Source organism: Micromonospora sp. R311, from assembly GCF_056780015.1.
On record NZ_JBSWCE010000038.1, the window covers coordinates 40,620 to 58,328 of the forward strand.

General features: G+C 72.1%; 17 protein-coding genes. 7 read left to right on the forward strand and 10 right to left on the reverse strand.

All coding sequences use genetic code 11. The annotated features are described in order from the left end of the window. Nucleotides 1–590 precede the first annotated feature (590 nt). The 8 genes from AC1WTP_RS27415 to rpmH all read right to left on the reverse strand — a co-directional run bounded on the left by AC1WTP_RS27415 (nucleotide 591) and on the right by rpmH (nucleotide 6,775). Complete coding sequence (locus tag AC1WTP_RS27415) at nucleotides 591–1,601, reverse strand: ParB/RepB/Spo0J family partition protein (RefSeq protein WP_481652135.1); 1,011 nt, start codon at nucleotides 1,599–1,601, stop codon at nucleotides 591–593. A 27-nt stretch (nucleotides 1,602–1,628) separates the two neighbouring features. After that, nucleotides 1,629–2,915 carry a ParA family protein gene (locus AC1WTP_RS27420; protein WP_481652136.1) on the reverse strand — a complete coding sequence of 429 codons (1,287 nt, stop codon included), beginning with the start codon at nucleotides 2,913–2,915 and terminating at the stop codon, nucleotides 1,629–1,631. Nucleotides 2,916–3,287: 372 nt separating this feature from the next. Beyond that, entirely contained in the window at nucleotides 3,288–4,070 is a 783-nt protein-coding gene (rsmG, locus tag AC1WTP_RS27425; protein ID WP_481652166.1) for a 16S rRNA (guanine(527)-N(7))-methyltransferase RsmG, read from the reverse strand. A gap of 34 nt (nucleotides 4,071–4,104) precedes the next feature. Continuing rightward, nucleotides 4,105–4,695, reverse strand: a complete 591-nt coding sequence (locus tag AC1WTP_RS27430) for a Jag family protein (protein WP_481652137.1) — start codon at nucleotides 4,693–4,695, stop codon at nucleotides 4,105–4,107. Nucleotides 4,696–4,907: 212 nt separating this feature from the next. Beyond that, a complete protein-coding gene (gene yidC / locus AC1WTP_RS27435; RefSeq protein ID WP_481652138.1) occupies nucleotides 4,908–5,897 on the reverse strand; it encodes a membrane protein insertase YidC in 990 nt (329 codons plus the stop codon). 3 nt (nucleotides 5,898–5,900) lie between these two features. Then, on the reverse strand, nucleotides 5,901–6,140 hold the full coding sequence (gene yidD, locus AC1WTP_RS27440; RefSeq protein WP_481652139.1) for a membrane protein insertion efficiency factor YidD: 240 nt from the start codon (nucleotides 6,138–6,140) through the stop codon (nucleotides 5,901–5,903). A gap of 44 nt (nucleotides 6,141–6,184) precedes the next feature. Then, nucleotides 6,185–6,601: a ribonuclease P protein component gene (rnpA, locus tag AC1WTP_RS27445; RefSeq protein WP_481652140.1), complete on the reverse strand. Its 417-nt coding sequence runs from the start codon at nucleotides 6,599–6,601 to the stop codon at nucleotides 6,185–6,187. A 36-nt stretch (nucleotides 6,602–6,637) separates the two neighbouring features. Beyond that, nucleotides 6,638–6,775 carry a 50S ribosomal protein L34 gene (rpmH, locus tag AC1WTP_RS27450; protein ID WP_007073824.1) on the reverse strand — a complete coding sequence of 46 codons (138 nt, stop codon included), beginning with the start codon at nucleotides 6,773–6,775 and terminating at the stop codon, nucleotides 6,638–6,640. A gap of 623 nt (nucleotides 6,776–7,398) precedes the next feature. Here rpmH and dnaA point away from each other — a divergent pair. The 5 genes from dnaA to AC1WTP_RS27475 all read left to right on the forward strand — a co-directional run bounded on the left by dnaA (nucleotide 7,399) and on the right by AC1WTP_RS27475 (nucleotide 13,864). Further along, nucleotides 7,399–9,246, forward strand: a complete 1,848-nt coding sequence (gene dnaA / locus AC1WTP_RS27455; RefSeq protein WP_481652141.1) for a chromosomal replication initiator protein DnaA — start codon at nucleotides 7,399–7,401, stop codon at nucleotides 9,244–9,246. Nucleotides 9,247–10,081: 835 nt separating this feature from the next. Next, complete coding sequence (dnaN, locus tag AC1WTP_RS27460; protein ID WP_481652142.1) at nucleotides 10,082–11,215, forward strand: DNA polymerase III subunit beta; 1,134 nt, start codon at nucleotides 10,082–10,084, stop codon at nucleotides 11,213–11,215. A 46-nt stretch (nucleotides 11,216–11,261) separates the two neighbouring features. Then, on the forward strand, nucleotides 11,262–12,134 hold the full coding sequence (gnd, locus tag AC1WTP_RS27465; protein ID WP_481652143.1) for a phosphogluconate dehydrogenase (NAD(+)-dependent, decarboxylating): 873 nt from the start codon (nucleotides 11,262–11,264) through the stop codon (nucleotides 12,132–12,134). A 16-nt stretch (nucleotides 12,135–12,150) separates the two neighbouring features. Then, nucleotides 12,151–13,284: a DNA replication/repair protein RecF gene (gene recF / locus AC1WTP_RS27470; protein WP_481652144.1), complete on the forward strand. Its 1,134-nt coding sequence runs from the start codon at nucleotides 12,151–12,153 to the stop codon at nucleotides 13,282–13,284. Further along, nucleotides 13,274–13,864 carry a DciA family protein gene (locus tag AC1WTP_RS27475; protein WP_481652145.1) on the forward strand — a complete coding sequence of 197 codons (591 nt, stop codon included), beginning with the start codon at nucleotides 13,274–13,276 and terminating at the stop codon, nucleotides 13,862–13,864. The genes recF and AC1WTP_RS27475 overlap by 11 nt, the downstream gene beginning before the upstream one ends. 2 nt (nucleotides 13,865–13,866) lie before the next feature. Here the strand turns inward: AC1WTP_RS27475 and AC1WTP_RS27480 are convergent, their stop codons facing one another. Next, nucleotides 13,867–14,094 (reverse strand): hypothetical protein, encoded by a 228-nt coding sequence (locus tag AC1WTP_RS27480; protein WP_481652146.1) that lies wholly within the window; start codon nucleotides 14,092–14,094, stop codon nucleotides 13,867–13,869. Between the two features lie 96 nt (nucleotides 14,095–14,190). On the opposite strand from AC1WTP_RS27480, the gene AC1WTP_RS27485 reads away from it, so the two are divergent. Further along, entirely contained in the window at nucleotides 14,191–14,676 is a 486-nt protein-coding gene (locus AC1WTP_RS27485; RefSeq protein WP_481652147.1) for a MarR family winged helix-turn-helix transcriptional regulator, read from the forward strand. Here AC1WTP_RS27485 and AC1WTP_RS27490 read toward each other — a convergent pair. Further along, the gene (locus tag AC1WTP_RS27490; protein ID WP_481652148.1) at nucleotides 14,661–15,215 is read right to left on the reverse strand and encodes a hypothetical protein; all 555 of its coding nucleotides are present in this window, start codon (nucleotides 15,213–15,215) and stop codon (nucleotides 14,661–14,663) included. The two genes, AC1WTP_RS27485 and AC1WTP_RS27490, sit on opposite strands and share 16 nt — an antisense overlap. A 516-nt stretch (nucleotides 15,216–15,731) precedes the next feature. On the opposite strand from AC1WTP_RS27490, the gene gyrB reads away from it, so the two are divergent. Then, nucleotides 15,732–17,678: a DNA topoisomerase (ATP-hydrolyzing) subunit B gene (gyrB, locus tag AC1WTP_RS27495; RefSeq protein ID WP_481652149.1), complete on the forward strand. Its 1,947-nt coding sequence runs from the start codon at nucleotides 15,732–15,734 to the stop codon at nucleotides 17,676–17,678. The last annotated feature ends 31 nt before the right edge of the window (nucleotides 17,679–17,709 follow it).

Consider the following 17,709-nt stretch of genomic DNA (forward strand, 5'->3'; position numbering starts at 1 on the left):
CAGACCTGACCGGCCCGCGCGCCGGCTGCGGTGCCCTGTAGCGCTGCCAGGGTGGACCAAGGCAGGTGTTGCCGGAGACGTCGACCGCGGCTACCCACCTCGCCGCAGCGTCAGCCGATGGGACACGTCCCTCGGGCCGCGCCGGCCCGGCCACGTCCGGAAAATGAAGTCACCGGGCCGAGCCTCTCCGCCGGGCTACCGGGGCAAGCCGCTGGGCCGCCTCATGGCAGGACGCCGTCCTGGCAGGCGGCTGTTGCAGCAGGCTCGTATCGCGGTCCCGCTCGCAATAGGCCGTGGCACGACCGAATCACAGGAGCCCGCGTGCGGGCTGCCCCCGGAGAGGCGCTCGCGGTTCGGGCCGGAGAGCCGCCTCGCTTGGCAGGAGCGCAGCCGGACATAAGGCCGAACCCGCGCTGCGAGCGCCCTGCGGCGGGAACGCCGCCGCGAGGGGCCCCGGTGGACAGGAGAAGAACGTAGGGCCCGAGGGTCAGATTCCGGAAGGCCGACGACGGGCCTGGGCACGGATTGACCTCGGGCACGAAAACGGCCGCGGCCCCGGTCGGGTGCGCGCGGCCGTTCGACGTACCGGGTCAGGCCTCGGATTCCTCCCGCTCGACCCCGATGATGCCGACGATCCGCTCCAGGTCGTCGACCGTGGCGAACTCGATCGTGATCTTGCCCTTGCTCCGGCCGATGTCGACCTTCACCCGGGTGTCGAAGCGGTCCGAGAGCCGGTCGGCCAAATCGGTGAGCGCCGGCGCGTGCGGCTTGGGCCGCCGCCGAGCCGCCTCCTTCTTGGTCGAGCCATCGCTCAGCGCCAGCGCAACGATCTCCTCGGTCGCCCGGACGGAAAGCCCCTCGGCGACGATCCGGAGGGCCAACTGGTCCTGCGACTCCGCGTCCTCCAGGCTGAGCAACGCCCGGGCGTGCCCGGCGGAGAGCACGCCGGCCGCGACCCGCCGCTGCACCTGTGCGGGCAGGTTCAGCAGCCGGATGGTGTTGGAGATCTGCGGCCGGCTCCGCCCGATCCGCCGGGCCAACTCCTCGTGGGTGGCGCCGAACTCCTCCAGCAGCTGCTGGTACGCGGCCGCCTCTTCGAGCGGGTTCAGGTTGGCACGGTGGATGTTCTCCAGCAGCGCGTCCCGGAGCATCGCGTCGTCGCGGGTGTCCCGGACGATCGCCGGAATGCTGTCCCGGCCCACCGCCTGCGCGGCCCGCCATCGCCGCTCGCCCATCACCAGCTCGTACTTCTCGTCGTCGAGCTGGCGTACCACGATCGGCTGGAGGAACCCGACCTCGCGGATCGAGGTCTTCAGCTCCTCCAGCGCCTCCTCGTCGAAGACCTGGCGGGGCTGCTTCGGGTTCGGCACGATGGCGTCGACCGGGATCTCGGCGAACCGGGCGCCCGGCACCGGGCTGAGCGCTTCGCGTGCAGGCGCGGGCTCGGGCGCGCTCGGCGATGCCGGTGGCGCGGCCGCCACGGCCCCCGCACCGCCGGTGCTGTCGATGCCGCCCACCACCGCTTCGGCGGCCGGCGCCGGCCCGGTCGGGATCAGGGCCCCCAGGCCACGACCCAGCCCGCCCCGAGGACGGTTCTTCATGCCACGCCTCCCAGCGCCTCGTCCGCACTACGCATTCCGGCTCACCGGCTCCTTGACGCCCCGCTCGGCGATCTCCTGGGCGGCCTCGAAGTAGCTCGTCGCCCCCCGCGATCCGGGATCGTAGGTCATCACCGACTGGCCGTAGCTGGGTGCCTCGGAGACGCGGACGTTACGTGGGATGACCGCCTCGAGCACCTTGTCGCCGAAGTGGTTCCGGACGTCCTGCTCGACCGCGTCGGCCAGCCGGGTGCGCCGGTCGTACATGGTGAGCAGGATCGTGGACACCTCCAGCCGCGGGTTGAGGTGCTGGCGGACCAGGTTGATGTTCTGGATCAGCTGGTTGAGGCCCTCCAGCGCGTAGTACTCGCACTGGATCGGGATGAGCACCTCCTGCGCCGCGACCAGAGCGTTGACCGTGAGCAGGCCGAGCGACGGCGGGCAGTCGATGAAGACGTAGTCGAAGTGCCCCGGGTACGCCGTGATGGCGCGAGCCAGCCGGGACTCCCGGGCGACCACCGAGACGAGTTCGATCTCCGCACCCGCCAGGTCGATGGTGGCCGGTACGCACCACAGGTTCGGGATGCCCTCGACCTCCTGGGCGACCTCCTCCAGCGGCACGCTGTTGATGAGGCAGTCGTAGACGTCCGGCACGCCGGTGTGGTGCGGCACGTTCAGCCCCGTGGAGGCGTTGCCCTGCGGGTCGAGGTCGACCACCAGCACCCGGTTGCCATGCAGGGCGAGCGCCACCGCCAGGTTGACCGTGGTCGTGGTCTTGCCCACGCCGCCCTTCTGGTTCGCGACGCACATGACCCGGGTCCGCTCCGGCCGAGGCATCGTCACCTCGCCACTGGGGTTCAGGATCTGCACGGCGCGCATCGCCTCCATAGCCAACGGTGGGTCATCCTCTTCGCGCATCGGGGTTTCACGTGAAACGTACGCGGGCTCGACAGGCGCGGTCCCGAACGCCGCTGTCGTGTCGGGGACCGGTGCGGGGGCCGCATCCGGCGCCGCTTCGGGAGTCGGCTGCTGCGGGACCGTCGGCTCGAACCGAGCCGACGCGTTGCGACGGATCGGGATGACCCGCGCACCCCCGTCAGCCGGCTGGGCCCCGCCGGGCGTCCGCGGGTTGGCCTGCCCCGCGCCGGTCGCCGACGGGTCCCGGCGTACCAGGGACTCGAAGTCCGGCGGCCGGGTCGACGGGCTCTGCGAGGACGCCCCGGAGGGCGGCCAACTCTGGTAGTCGGTTTCACGTGAAACAGGACCGCCCGTTGGACCCGTCACGCGTGGATCGTCGTACCTGCCGTCGTCATGCACCTGTCATCCCTGCCCGCTTCGGATGGTCGGTCCGCACCCCGTCATACCCGGCCGTACGCGTACTCGCACCGCGCGAGCGTCCGGCCCGGCGGGAGCGGTCGGGACCTGGTACGTCCGTGCCGCCCGCTCCACACTATCGACGCGCGGCCAGCCTACGGCTCACGGGCGCAGCGGGTCCACGTCGGGTTCGCAACCCTCAGCCTCCACCCACCCGGGTTCAACGACGCAGGTGCCGGGCGGGAAGCCGGTAGCGGCGAGCTGAGCACCAGATCAGGGAGGTTCCGTCCGACACGGCGACCACCAAAGGCATCGACAGACGTCGAAATAGCCGTTCGACGAGGACGGTCGACGCGCGCCCCGCGGGATGCCGGCTCAGCGACGGCGGGACCGGCCGCCCCGGGACTTCTTGGCGGCCGGCCGCCGGACCGGCCCCACCACCCGCTCGCGCACGATCTCCACCACGGTGGTCGGCGGGTCGAGCACACCCTCGCCGCACCGGTGCACCGTCGGCTCACCGCCGCCGAGCCGCGCCACCGCCGCGGCGTGCTCGGTGATCTCCTCGCCGGCCGACGCGCCCTTGAGCGCCACCAGACGTCCCCCGGGCACGGCCAGGGGCAGGCACCAGGCGGCGAGCCGGTCCAACGGGGCGACCGCACGGGCGGTGACCACGTCGCCGCTCAGCGGCCCGGAACTCGCGCCGCCGGCCGCCGCCTCCTCGGCCCGGCCCCGGAACACCCGCACCGTCTTGGCGAGGCCGAGCCCCTGCACGGCCTCGATCAGGAAAGAGGTCCGGCGGGCGAGCGGCTCGATCAGCGTCACGGTCAGGTCGGGCCGGGCGATCGCCAGCACCAGGCCGGGCAGTCCCGCGCCCGAGCCGACGTCGAGCACGACCGCGCCGTCGGGGATCCGCTCCGCCACGGCCGCGCAGTTGAGCAGGTGCCGGTCCCAGATCCGGGGCGCCTCGCGGGGGCCGATCAGACCGCGGACCACGCCGTCGGTGGCCAGCAGTTCGGCGTACGCGGCGGCCAGGTCGAGCCGGCCGCCGAAGAGGGTACGGGCGGCGCCGGCCAGTTCCGGCGGCAGCACCGCGTCGGCCGGCGACGGCGTGGGGCGGACAGCCGACGGCCCGGGCGGCGTGCCACCCGGGCCGGCCACGGCGCCGGCCGTGGTGTCGTCGTTCGTCACGCGGTCAGTCCGCCGGCCGGACGACGATGCGCCGGTTCGGCTCGACACCCTCGGACTCGCTCTCCACCCCGCTCATCGCGTTGACCACGTCGTGCACGCACTTGCGCTCGAACGCGGACATCGGCTCCAGGCGCACCGGCTCGCCGTACTCCTTGACCTTCTCCACGGCGTTCTTGGCCACCGCGGCGAGCTCCTTGCGGCGGGTGGCGCGGTAGCCGCCGACGTCGAGCAGCAGCCGACTCGGCGCGCCGGTCTGCCGGAAGACGGCCAGGCGGGCCAGTTCCTGGAGCGCCTCCAGGGTGGCGCCGCGCTGCCCGACGAGGTTCTGCAGCCGGGCACCGACCACCTCGACCACCGGACGGCCGCCAGAAACGAGCTCGTCGATGTCTCCGTCGTAGTCCAGGATGTCGAGCAGGCCCTCGACGTAGTCCGCGGCGATCTCGCTCTGCCGGAACAGCTCGCTCTCGCCCGCGGCCTTCTTCTCCCGCGGGCCCTCCTCGGTCTCCTCGGCCTCGGTGTCGTCGTCCGCCGTGGTGGGGGCGAGGCTCTCCTCGTCCAGTGACTCGTCGGCGCGGGGGATGCTGGTGTCCGTCACGGTCTCATCTCCGTACTCGCTCGGCCGGACCGTCGGGTCCGCTAGTTTCCCGGGGCCGGCGGGAGCTCGCCGGTGCCCACGGGCACGTCTGTAGGGCAGTGTCGCCCGTGGCCGCGTCCCGCGCGGCCGTTCCGCTCCGGCGCCGGCCGTACGGCGGCTGCACGGTGCGGAAACGGGCCGCCGCCGGTCTCCCGGACGGCGGCCCGGACGGGTCAGCCCTGCCGCTTGGCGGGGCGGCCCTTCTTCGGGTTCACCGGCTTGGCGCCCGGCTTCGGCGCGGCGACCTTCGGCGCGGCGGGCTTCGCCGGCGCCTGGGCGGCCGGCTTGCCGCGGCTGAGCAGGCCGCCCGACTTCGCCGGCTGCACCGGGCCGCGGGTCGTGGTCGAGGCGCCCGGCCGGGTGCTGACGTTCGGCGGCGGCGGGAACTTGCGCAGCACCCACTGCTGCTGGCCGAGGGTGAAGAGGTTGTTGGTGACCCAGTAGATGATCACACCGATGGGGAAGATCGCGCCGGAGACCAGGAGCGACAGCGGGATGCCGTAGAGCATCAGCCGCTGGATCATCCGCTGCTGCGGGTCCTCGGCCCAGCCGGTCTTGAGGATCATCTGGCGGCTGGTCAGGTAGGTGGTGCCCATCATGACCAGGACCAGGATGCCGGCGATGACCTTGACGGTGGTGCCGTTGGCGCCGAGCCGGGCCAGCTCGTCGGCGGTCGAGCCGAACTTGCCGGCGATCGGGGCGGTGAAGAGCTTCGCCTGGGAGGCGCTCTCGAACTGGGCGACCGTCCAGCCGTAGAGGGTCTTGCCGCCGTTGGCCGGGTCGAGCCGGCGGAGCACGTGGAAGAGACCGAGGAAGACCGGGATCTGGAGGAACATCGGAAGGCAGCCCATCAGCGGGTTGGCCTTTTCCTTCCGGTAGAGCTCCATCATCTCCTTCTGGAGCGTCTCCCGGTCACCCTTGTGCTTCTCCTGCAGCGCCTTCACCTGAGGCTGGAGCGCCTGCATCGCCCGCTGGGACTTGATCTGCTTGACGAAGATCGGGAACAGGATCACCCGGACGGTGACCACCAGGAAGACGATGGCGAGGATCCAGGCCCAGTTCGTGCCGATCACCGCGCCGTCCGACACGCCGATGGCGTCCCAGGCCGAATGCCAGGCCAGCAGGATCCACGAAATCGCGTAGTAGATCCAGTCGAGACTCAATTCTCAGGCTCCAGTCACATCGGCACGTCGGCGACCGACCGGCTCCGGCACCGGGTCGTGTCCACCTGGGTGGAATGGGTGGCAGCGCAACAACCGCCGGACCGTGAGGCCGGCTCCCCGGAGCGCGCCATGCCGGGCCACCGCCTCGAGGGCGTACGCACTGCACGACGGGTAGAACCGACAGCGGGCCGGCAGAGCCGGGCTTATCCACCGACGGTACGCGATGATGGGCCCGGTCAGCACACGGGCACCCGTTGTGGTGGGCGGGGGGACGGCTGGTCCGGTGCTCACCGGGACCGCCGCCCTCGGGGCGAGCGCGCGGCGGCGATGGCGGCGTCCAGGTCGGCGCCGAGCCGCGGGTAGGACGCCTCGGCCGCGGCGGGCAGCGCGCGTACGACCAGGGTGCTCCCGGGCGGGAGGTCGGCCAGCCGCTCGCGGACCAGGTGCCGCAGCCGGCGGCGGACCCGGTTGCGGACCACTGCCGGCCCGACGGCCTTGGACACGACGAAGCCGGCGCGGGTCGGTGCGGAGGTCTGCTCCGCACCGGCGTCCCGCGCCGGCTTCGGCGAGGTCGGTGCCGTGGGTTCGGGCCCGGTGGGCTGGGTCAGGTGGACGACGACGGCGCCGCGGCCGGCGCGCCGGCCACCCCGGACCGCTGCGGCGAAGTCAGTGCTGCGCCGCAGTCGCTGTGCGGCCGCCAGCACGACTGCCCACGTCCCCCGGACCGGACCCGGTCGGCCTCAGGCCGACAGGCGGGCGCGGCCCTTGGCGCGACGGGTCGACAGGATGGCGCGGCCGGCCCGGGTGCGCATGCGCAGCCGGAAGCCGTGGGTCTTCGCGCGCCGGCGGTTGTTCGGCTGGTAGGTGCGCTTGCTCACGTCAGGCTCTCCGTTGTCGTACGCCCCGGACGAGGGGACCCCCGGGGTCGTGTGGTGGTCCGGACCACCTCGGCGGTGGCCCCGATCGGTGCTGCCCGGCGATGCGGGACCCTCGGCGATGCGGGGAGCGACCGCGGACAGCAAGCACCCATCACCCTAGCAGAGGGCGACAGAGCAGCCGCTCCAGCCTACGCAGGGGGGCAATGACCGTCAAACACACCAACAGGGCGGAGACCGGCGACCGAAGCGGCGGTTTTCGCTGATGTTGACAAGGCCCGCCGCGCGTCGCCGGTTGATGGCGCGTGGACAACGCTGTTACCGTGCCCGATTGCGGTCAGCGTCGGGGGTCCCGGTGTCGTCGGCAGGCAAGACCGGACCCGGTAGTGAATCGTTCGGCACGGTGAACCCGCTTCAGCGCCCGTTCAGGCAGGGGGCAGGTCCGACCCGCGTCCGGCGGGCGGCCACAATCGGTCGGTACACAGGCTGTGGATAACTTGTGGATGACGACCGGTCGGCCGTTCGGGTGGGTGGGGGCCCACCCGCTCGAGTGCGGCGGGCCCGGGAGGCCGACCGGGGGAGAACGGGCGGCGTCCGGGAGCAGAGGCGAGGGGGGTGGCACGACGGTGACCGGTACGACCGACCTCGCCGCGGTCTGGACGGCGACGACCGACGAGCTCGCCGACGAGATCATTTCAGCACAGCAGCGGGCGTACCTGCGGCTGACCCGGCTACGGGCGATCGTCGAGGACACCGCGCTGCTCTCCGTCCCGGACGCGTTCACCCGGGACGTGATCGAGTCGCGGCTGCGCCCGGCGATCACCGAGGCGCTCACCCGTCGACTCGGCCGCCCGATCCAGGTGGCGGTCACCGTACGGGTGCCCGAGGGTGGCGCGGGCCGTCCGGCCGGCACCGTCTACCGCTCCGGCCCGGAGACCGGCGGGGCCGATCACGACGGCGGGCCGGTCGACTTCGGCGCACCGGCGGGCTTCGACGGCGCGCCGACCGACCTCCGGGACGACGACCGCGTCGACGCCGGTCGGCAACAGCCCCCGCTCATCCCCGAGCAGGCGCACCCCGATCGGCGGCTCGACCAGCCGTCGGCGGCCACGCAGCCGGCCGACATCCAATCGGATCCGGCCGGCCCGGGCGGCCAGGAGGCGCTGTTCAGCGCCGCGTTCGCCGAGCCGCCGCAGGCCGACCGCCCGGTGCCGTCCCGGCGTACGCCCCCCGGGCGCGGCTTCGACGAGCAGGCCGCCCGGCTCGACCCGCCCGGCGCCGACGCCCGCCCCTACGAGCCGCGTTACCCGCGGGACGCCGGCTCGCCCCGGGACCAGCACGTGATCCGCGCGCTGCCCCGCGACGGCGGCCCGGACAGCGGCCCCGGACGGGCGGACCACCGCCCCGGCGGCCGGGACGAGCGGCGACTGCCCGCCGACGCGGGCGGGAACCGGCTCAACCCGAAGTACATGTTCGAGACGTTCGTCATCGGCTCGTCCAACCGGTTCGCCCACGCCGCCGCGGTCGCGGTGGCGGAGTCGCCGGCGAAGGCGTACAACCCGCTGTTCATCTACGGCAGCTCCGGGCTCGGCAAGACGCACCTGCTGCACGCCATCGGGCACTACGCCACGACGCTCGGCAACGCCCGGTCGGTGCGGTACGTCTCGACCGAGGAGTTCACCAACGACTTCATCAACTCGCTCCGGGACGACAAGACCAGCGCGTTCCAGCGGCGCTACCGCGACGTCGACATCCTGCTGATCGACGACATCCAGTTCCTGGAGAACCGCGAGCGCACCCAGGAGGAGTTCTTCCACACCTTCAACACCCTGCACAACGCCAACAAGCAGATCGTGATCACCTCCGACCGGTCGCCGAAGCAGCTGGCCACCCTGGAGGACCGGCTGCGGACCCGGTTCGAGTGGGGCCTGCTCGCCGACATCCAGCCGCCGGACCTGGAGACCCGGATCGCGATCCTGCAGAAGAAGGCCGCGCAGGAGCGCCTGTACGCCCCGCCGGACGTGCTGGAGTTCATCGCCTCCCGGGTGTCGAACTCGATCCGCGAGCTGGAGGGGGCGCTGATCCGGGTGACCGCGTTCGCCAGCCTGACCCGCTCGACGGTCGAGCTGTCGCTGGCCGAGGAGGTGCTGCGGGACTTCATCCCGGACGGCGCCGGGCCGGAGATCACCGCGGACCAGATCATGGTCTCCACGGCCGACTACTTCGGGGTGAGCCTGGAGGACCTGCGCGGGCACTCCCGCTCCCGGGTGCTGGTCAACGCCCGCCAGGTGGCCATGTACCTGTGCCGCGAGCTGACCGACCTCTCGCTGCCCCGGATCGGGCAGGCATTCGGCGGCCGGGACCACACCACGGTCATGCACGCCGACCGCAAGATCCGCCAACAGATGGCCGAACGCCGGTCGCTCTACAACCAGATCGCCGAGCTGACCAACCGGATCAAGCAGAACACCTGAGGCGTACGCCCCGTTCGCTGCCCCGCCCGGCCAGGAAACCTGGCCGGGCGTTTCCGTGCCCGGCCACCCGGCGCCACGCCCGGCCGCTCCGACGATCTGGAGAACGCCGCCGGCCCGCGCCCTCGACCATCTTCCGCGCCCGGGCTTGACCCTCGACGAGGTGTAGACCACAGCATCGAGGCCGTGACCGTCCACCGCACCGCCTCGTTGTCCACAGCTCGTTGTCCACCGCCGGTGGACAACCACGCTCCGTCCGGACCCGGTTACCCACAGGCTGTGGAGAAACCCTGGGGACGACGCTGTGGACGCCTGGGGACAACGGCTTCGTTGTCCACCGCGGACGGTCGGCCTGTGGGCGGGCTGTTGAAGGTTCTGGGGATGACGCCCGTCGGGCCCCCGGCGCCGGTCCACAGCCCTGGGGAGAAAGTCGGTGGATTACCGGTGGACAACCGGTGGACAAGCGTGGACAACCCGGTGGACCGGGCGGCCTGTGGATCGGGACACGGGTTGTACCCCCGGTTCTCCACAGCGAAACCACCGGTGGATAACCTGTCTGACCTGCGCGGACGCCGGTTCTCCACAGTTTGCACAGGTGCGATGAAGACGATGAGTTATCTCTTCTGAAAGAACAAAAACCAATCATCACCGTTGGACTTTCTGTGGATCGGGCCGGAGACCGTCGTCGGCGGCCGGACCGGCACCGGAATCCACGGGGTCGGGCGCACAGCCGATGCCCACGCGCCCTAAGGTGCGATGGGTACCCGCACCGTCAGGCGGGTCGGCAGGCAGCGGTCGGCATGAGAGAGTTGTCGCTGACGTCGACGCGGAGGCATTGATGAAGTTCCGAGTGGAGCGCGACGCGCTCGCCGAGGCCGTGGCCTGGACCGCGAAGAGCCTGCCCAACCGGCCGTCCGTTCCGGTGCTCGCCGGCGTGATGCTCCGGGTCACCGACGGCAACCTGCAGGTCTCCGGGTTCGACTACGAGGTCTCCAGCCAGGTCACCGTCGAGGTGCAGGGGGACGCCGACGGGGCCGCCCTGGTCTCCGGCCGGCTGCTCGCCGAGATCACCAAGGCGCTGCCCGCCAAGCCGGTGGACATCGCCGCGGTCGGCGCCCACCTCGAACTGGTCTGCGGCAGCGCCCGGTTCACCCTGCCCACCATGCCGGTGGAGGACTATCCGTCGCTGCCCGAGATGCCGGAGAGCGCCGGCACGGTCGACGCGGCCGCGTTCGCCGCCGCCGTCGCCCAGGTGGCCATCGCCGCCGGCCGGGACGAGACGCTGCCGATGATGACCGGCGTCCGGATCGAGCTCTCCGGCAGCACGCTGGCCATGCTCGCCACCGACCGCTACCGCCTCGCCCTGCGCGAGATGCAGTGGAACCCGGACGACCCCGAGGTGAGCCTCAACGCGCTGGTGCCGGCGCGCACGCTGCACGACACCGCCAAGGCGCTCGGCCCGCTCGGCGGCGAGGTCACCATGGCGCTGTCCCAGGGCGGCGCCGGTGAGGGCATGATCGGCTTCGCCGGTGGCACCCGGCGCACCACCAGCCGGCTGCTCGACGGCGCCAACTACCCGCCGGTGCGCTCGCTCTTCCCGGCCAGCCACAACGCCGAGGCCCGGGTGCCGGTCAGCGCCCTGGTCGAGGTGGTCAAGCGGGTCGCCCTGGTGGCCGAGCGGACCACCCCGGTGCTGCTCAGCTTCAGCGCCGACGGCCTGGTGGTCGAGGCCGGCGGCACCGAGGAGGCGCGGGCCAGCGAGGCGATGGAGGCCACCTTCACCGGCGAGCCGCTGACCATCGGCTTCAACCCGCAGTACCTGATCGACGGCCTCGCCAACCTCGGGGCCCAGTACGCCGTGCTCTCGTTCGTCGACGCCTTCAAGCCCGCGGTGATTTCGCCGGCGGGCGAGGATGGCGAGGTCATCCCTGGGTACCGGTACCTCATCATGCCGATCCGCGTGTCCCGCTGATCGCAGCCCGGAGAAGACCCCAGCACACGCACGGAGGTAGGAGCAGATGCAGCTCGGCCTGGTAGGACTCGGCCGGATGGGCGGCAACATGCGTGAGCGGTTGCGCGCCGCCGGCCACGAGGTGGTCGGTTTCGACCACAACGCGGAGCTGAGCGACGTCGCTTCCCTCGCGGCACTGGCGGAGAAGCTGGAATCGCCGCGCGCGGTCTGGGTCATGGTCCCCGCGGGGGTCACCGACGCGACCATCGACCAGCTCGCCGACGTGCTCGGCGAGGGCGACATCATCATCGACGGCGGCAACTCGCGGTTCAGCGACGACGCGCCCCGGGCCGAGCGACTCAACGATCGCGGCATCGGCTACATCGACGTCGGCGTCTCCGGCGGTGTCTGGGGCCGGCAGAACGGCTACGCGCTGATGGTCGGCGGCGCCCAGGAGCACGTCGAGCGGCTCATGCCGATCTTCGAGTCGCTCAAGCCGGCGGGCGAGTTCGGCTTCGTGCACGCCGGGCCGGTCGGCGCCGGGCACTACGCCAAGATGGTGCACAACGGCATCGAGTACGGCCTGATGCATGCCTACGCCGAGGGCTACGAGCTGCTCGCCGCCTCCGAGCTGGTGACCAACGTGCCCGGGGTGTTCAAGTCCTGGCGCGAGGGCACCGTGGTCCGCTCCTGGCTGCTCGACCTGCTCGACCGGGCCCTCGACGAGGACCCGGAGCTGGCCGAGCTGAGCGGCTACACGGAGGACACCGGCGAGGGTCGCTGGACGGTGGACGAGGCGGTCCGGCTGGCCGTGCCGCTGAACGTCATCACCGCCTCGCTCTTCGCCCGGTTCGCCTCCCGCCAGGACGACTCGCCGGCCATGAAGGCGGTCGCCGCGCTGCGCCAGCAGTTCGGCGGGCACGCCGTGCGCAAGCGCTGACCGGCATCCACCGCCTGTGTACGTCCGCCGGCTCGAACTGGTCGACTTCCGCTCGTACGAGCGGGTCGGCGTCGACCTCGAACCGGGGGCGAACGTCCTGGTGGGGCCGAACGGCGTCGGCAAGACCAACCTGGTCGAGGCGCTCGGCTACGTGGCGACCCTGGATTCGCACCGGGTCGCCACGGACGCCCCGCTGGTGCGGATGGGCGCCGGCTCGGCGGTGATCCGCTGCGCCGTGCTGCACGAGGGGCGCGAGCTCCTGGTCGAGCTGGAGATCGTGCCCGGCAAGGCGAACCGGGCCCGGATCGGCCGGTCGCCGGCACGCCGCGCCCGCGACGTGCTCGGCGCGTTGCGGCTGGTGCTCTTCGCCCCGGAGGACCTGGAACTCGTCCGCGGGGACCCGGCCGAGCGCCGCCGCTACCTCGACGACCTGCTGGTCAACCGCCAGCCCCGGTACGCCGGGGTGCGCGCCGACTACGACCGGGTGGTCAAGCAGCGCAACGCGCTGCTGCGCACCGCGTACCTGGCCCGCAAGACGGGCGGTTCGCGGGGCGGCGACCTCTCCACCCTGGCGGTCTGGGACACCCATCTGGCCCGGCACGGCGCCGAGCTGCTCGCCGGGCGGCTGGAGCTGGTCGCCGCGCTGGCCCCGCACGTGACCAAGGCGTACGACGCGGTGGCCGCCGGCCGGGGTGCGGCCGGGATCGCCTACCGGCCGTCGGTGGAGCTGCCCGAGCCGACCACCGACCGCGCGGTGCTGGCGGAGGCGCTGACCGCGGCACTGGCCGAGTCCCGGTCGGCCGAGATCGAGCGGGGCACCACGCTGGTCGGCCCGCACCGGGACGACCTGACGCTGACCCTCGGCCCGCTGCCCGCCCGCGGATACGCCAGCCACGGCGAGTCCTGGTCGTACGCGCTGGCCCTGCGGCTGGCCGGCTACGACCTGCTCCGGTCGGACGGGATCGAGCCGGTGCTGGTGCTCGACGACGTCTTCGCGGAACTGGACGCCGGCCGGCGGGAGCGGCTCGCGGAGCTGGTCGGCGGGGCCAGCCAGCTGCTGGTCACCTGCGCGGTGGACGACGACGTGCCGGCGGCCCTGCGCGGCACCCGGTACGAGGTGGGCGAGGGGACGGTACGACGTGTCGGATGAGGCGGAGCCGCCGCGCGTACCGGCGGCCGAGAGCGGCGGATCAGGGGCCGGGGCGGCCGAGGGCGGTGCCTCCGGGCCCGAGCTGGCCCGCGCGGTGCTCGACGCGGCGCGCGCCCGCCGGGAGGCGGCGGCGCGGACCCGGCGGCGTACCACCGGGGGCGGCGGCGACGGCGCCGGCGGGCAGCAGCGACGGCTGCGCGGCTACTCCGGCCCGGGTCCGGACCCGCGCGACCCGCAGCCGCTCGGTGCGGTGCTCGACCGGCTGGTCAAGGCGCGCGGCTGGCAGCAGCCGGCCGCGGAGGCGACGGTCTTCGGCGCCTGGGAGCGGGTGGTCGGCCCGGAGGTCGCCCAGCACAGCCGCCCGGTCAAGCTGGAGGACGGTGAGCTGACCGTCGAGGCGCGGTCGACCGCCTGGGCCACCCAGCTGCGACTGCTCGCCGGGTCGCTGTTGCAGCAGATCGGCCGCGAGGTGGGCCACAACGTGGTGCGCAAGCTGCACATCCACGGCCCCGCGGCACCGTCCTGGTCCCGGGGCCCGCGTCGGGTCCGCGGCCGGGGGCCCCGGGACACGTACGGCTGACGTCAGCCGGCGGCGCGCCGGGCCTCCCGCTCGGCGCGTTTGCGTTCCCGCTGCTCGCGGCTCCACTGCTTACGCCGCTCCAGGTCCTGCTTCCAGCCCTCCCGGGCGTGGTTCGAGCCGCCCTGCACGGCGCCCTGCACCTCGGGCGGGCCGGCCAGGTGCCGGAAGGCCCAGGCCATCAGACGGCCGCCCTCGCCGGGGCCCTTGGGGGTCGGCTGCTCGTTGCTCATGGCTGGCCTCTCCTGCGTCGGCGGTTACAGTTGGTGCGCTAACAATTGGTACACCAATCGTTGGTAGGCTCGCAAGGACGACGAGGAGGTGCAGCCGTGTCCGAACAGCTCGACGGGGATCCCCTGGCGCTGGAGCAGCAGGTGTGCTTCGCGCTCTCCGTCGCGGCGCGGGGCGTCGTCGCGGTCTACCGCCCGTTGCTGGAGCCGATGGGGCTGACCCATCCGCAGTACCTGGTCATGCTGGCGCTGTGGCAGTACGCGCCGCTCTCCGTCCGGGAGCTGAGCCGGCTGCTCCAGCTCGACCCGGGCACGCTCTCACCGCTGCTCAAGCGCCTCGAAGCCGCCGGCTACGTCCGGCGGGAACGGGACGCCTCGGACGAACGCAGCCTCGCCGTCTCCCTCACCGCCAGCGGCCAGGCCCTCCGGGCACGCGCCGAGCAGATCCCGCCGGCGATCGTGGAGCGGCTCGGGCTGCCGCTGGCGGACCTGCGGCACCTGCACACCGTGCTGACCGAGGTGATCGCCGCGGCGAACCGGGCCGTGACGGCCGGCCCGGAGCACCCCGGTCAGGCGTCGGCGTAGACGGCGAAGCCGCGGTCGGCGCAGCGGCGGTAGAAGGCCGCCAGCACGCTCAGCTCGGCGCAGGTGAAGTTCCACTGCGGCGGGGCGCCGCTCTCGTCGCGCAGCGCGTCGAGCCGGCTGTCCAGCCAGCGCAGTTGCTGCTCGGCGAGGCGGCCGTCGGCGAGCAGGGAGCGCAGCACCTCGCTGACCGAGTCGAAGGTCACCGTCTCGCCGTGCTCGCGGTGCCCGGCGACGAACCGTTCGATGCCGCCGGCGACCCAGGCGCAGCCGTCCGGGTCGATCACCGGATCCTCGTCCTCGGCCGCGGCGTCCGTGGCGTAGAGCACACCTTCCAGGCCGAGCAGCAGGTCGACCAGTTCGGTGTACGCGGTCGCCCGGACCGTGCCGGTCTTGGCGATCAACTCGGCCAGCGCGGCGGTCGGCGCGGAGATCCGCGGCATGTCGACGATCTCGCCGAAGTCCACGAACTCGGCCGGCGCGACCGGGTCGTAGAAGCGGCCGGTACGCGGCCAGTGCACCGCGACGTTGTCCAGCCCCATCTGGCGTCACCTCTTAGCAGCACGAGTCGGGTCGATCGGGTAGATCGTCCGGTTCCGGCGGGGAAAGATCAAGGCCGGTGCCGGCGGCGCCGCAAACCTACGACATGGCGGGCCGGCCCGCGAGGTCGGTGCACCCCGGCCGTCGGGCGGCGCCGCCCCCGATCTGGGGCAGGCGTGTAGGGGGAGTCGCAGACAGCGCGATTCGGCCGGCTACGGCATTCTCAGCCGTCCTGCGGGGGTGCCGAGTGGTGGTTTAGTCGGCCGCGCACAGTAAGATTGACGCTGAGACGAAGACCCGGTGGGGAGCGACGAGACACGGGCCCGGTATGGCCCGCGATCATTGTCCACGTCGGGTTGAGCCGATCGCGATCCGCGGGCAACCGCGGCGACCGGCGCGTTCGACCCGTACCCCGGAATTGTCCCCGGTGCCGGTCCGCGTGCCGACGTCGCGTCCTGTCCGCCGAACCCGCGCCCGACGCGCCACCAGGCGCGGACGGCGCGAGAAAGTGGCCGAGGGTGGCAGCGCAGGACAAGCAGGAGTACGGCGCAGAGTCGATCACCGTTCTCGAGGGTCTGGAGGCGGTCCGCAAGCGGCCCGGTATGTACATCGGGTCGACCGGCGAGCGTGGTCTGCACCACCTCGTGTGGGAGGTCGTCGACAACGCGGTGGACGAGGCGCTGGCCGGGTACTGCGACATCATCGACGTGGTGCTGCTCGCCGACGGCGGGGTCCGGGTCACCGACAACGGCCGGGGTTTCCCGGTCGACCTGCACCCGAAGCTGAAGAAGCCGGGTGTCGAGGTGGCGCTGACCGTGCTGCACGCGGGCGGCAAGTTCGACGGCAAGGCGTACGCGGTCTCCGGCGGTCTGCACGGCGTCGGCGTCTCGGTGGTGAACGCGCTCTCCACGAAGATGGCGGTGGAGATCCACAAGTCCGGCTTCGTGTGGCGGCAGCAGTACGCCAACTCCAAGCCGACCCCGCTGGAGAAGGGTGAGTCGACCGACCGCACCGGCTCGGCGGTCGCCTTCTGGCCCGACCCGACCGTCTTCGAGACCGTCGACTTCGACTTCCAGACCATCTACCGCCGCCTGCAGGAGATGGCCTTCCTCAACCGCGGCCTCACCATCCACCTGCTCGACGAGCGGGTCCCGGAGGGCGAGGAGGGCAAGGTCCGCGAGGTCACCTTCTGCTACAAGGGCGGTATCGCCGACTTCGTCCGGCACCTCAACGCCTCGAAGAACCCGATCCACAAGACCGTGGTCGAGTTCGGCGCCGAGGAGGAGGGCATGTCGGTCGAGATCGCCATGCAGTGGAACGAGTCGTACGGCGAGTCGGTCTACACCTTCGCCAACACCATCAACACGCACGAGGGCGGTACCCACGAGGAGGGCTTCCGGGCCGCGCTGACCAGCGTGGTGAACCGCTACGGCACCGACCGCAAGCTGCTCAAGGGCGACGAGAAGCTCTCCGGCGAGGACATCCGCGAGGGCCTGGCCGCGATCATCTCGGTCAAGCTGGCCAACCCGCAGTTCGAGGGCCAGACCAAGACCAAGCTCGGCAACACCCCGGTGAAGAGCTTCGTGCAGCGGGTCTGCAACGAGTGGCTGGTGGACTGGTTCGACCGGAACCCGGCCGAAGCGAAGATCATCATCCAGAAGGCGTCCCAGGCTGCCCGGGCCCGGATCGCCGCCCAGCAGGCGCGCAAGCTGGCCCGGCGCAAGTCGCTGCTGGAGTCCGGCTCGATGCCGGGCAAGCTGGCCGACTGCCAGTCCACCGACCCGCGCGAGTCCGAGGTGTTCATCGTCGAGGGCGACTCGGCCGGCGGCTCGGCGAAGCAGGGGCGCGACCCGCGGACCCAGGCGATCCTGCCGATCCGCGGCAAGATCCTCAACGTGGAGAAGGCCCGGATCGACCGGGTGCTGAAGAACAACGAGGTCCAGGCGCTGATCACCGCGCTGGGCACCGGCATCCACGACGACTTCGACATCGAGAAACTGCGCTACCACAAGATCGTGCTGATGGCCGACGCGGACGTCGACGGCCAGCACATCCAGACGCTGCTGCTCACCCTGCTCTTCCGCTTCATGCGTCCGCTGGTGGAGTTGGGGCACGTCTACCTGGCCGCCCCGCCGCTCTACAAGATCAAGTGGAACAAGAAGGGCGACGACGCGCAGTACGCGTACTCCGACCGGGAGCGCGACGGGCTGATCGCGCTGCGCCAGCAGAAGAAGCCGAACGCCAAGCCGGACGACATCCAGCGGTTCAAGGGCCTGGGCGAGATGAACTACCCGGAGCTGTGGGAGACCACGATGAACCCGGCGACCCGTACGCTTCGTCAGGTCACGCTCGACGACGCGGCAACCGCCGACGAGTTGTTCAGCGTGTTGATGGGTGAGGACGTCGAGGCGCGCCGATCGTTCATCCAGCGCAACGCCAAGGACGTCCGGTTCCTGGACATCTGATGGCCATCGGCGGGCCGGCCCGGCATCCACC

What these genes read in the sequence shown, in the direction of transcription:
- gnd (WP_481652143.1), top strand. Translation starts at nt 11,262, where the DNA reads ATGCAGCTCGGCCTGGTAGGACTCGGCCGGATGGGCGGCAACATGCGT.
- dnaN (WP_481652142.1), top strand. Translation starts at nt 10,082, where the DNA reads ATGAAGTTCCGAGTGGAGCGCGACGCGCTCGCCGAGGCCGTGGCCTGG.
- AC1WTP_RS27490 (WP_481652148.1), bottom strand. Translation starts at nt 15,215, where the DNA reads ATGGGGCTGGACAACGTCGCGGTGCACTGGCCGCGTACCGGCCGCTTC.
- AC1WTP_RS27480 (WP_481652146.1), bottom strand. Translation starts at nt 14,094, where the DNA reads ATGAGCAACGAGCAGCCGACCCCCAAGGGCCCCGGCGAGGGCGGCCGT.
- AC1WTP_RS27415 (WP_481652135.1), bottom strand. Translation starts at nt 1,601, where the DNA reads ATGAAGAACCGTCCTCGGGGCGGGCTGGGTCGTGGCCTGGGGGCCCTG.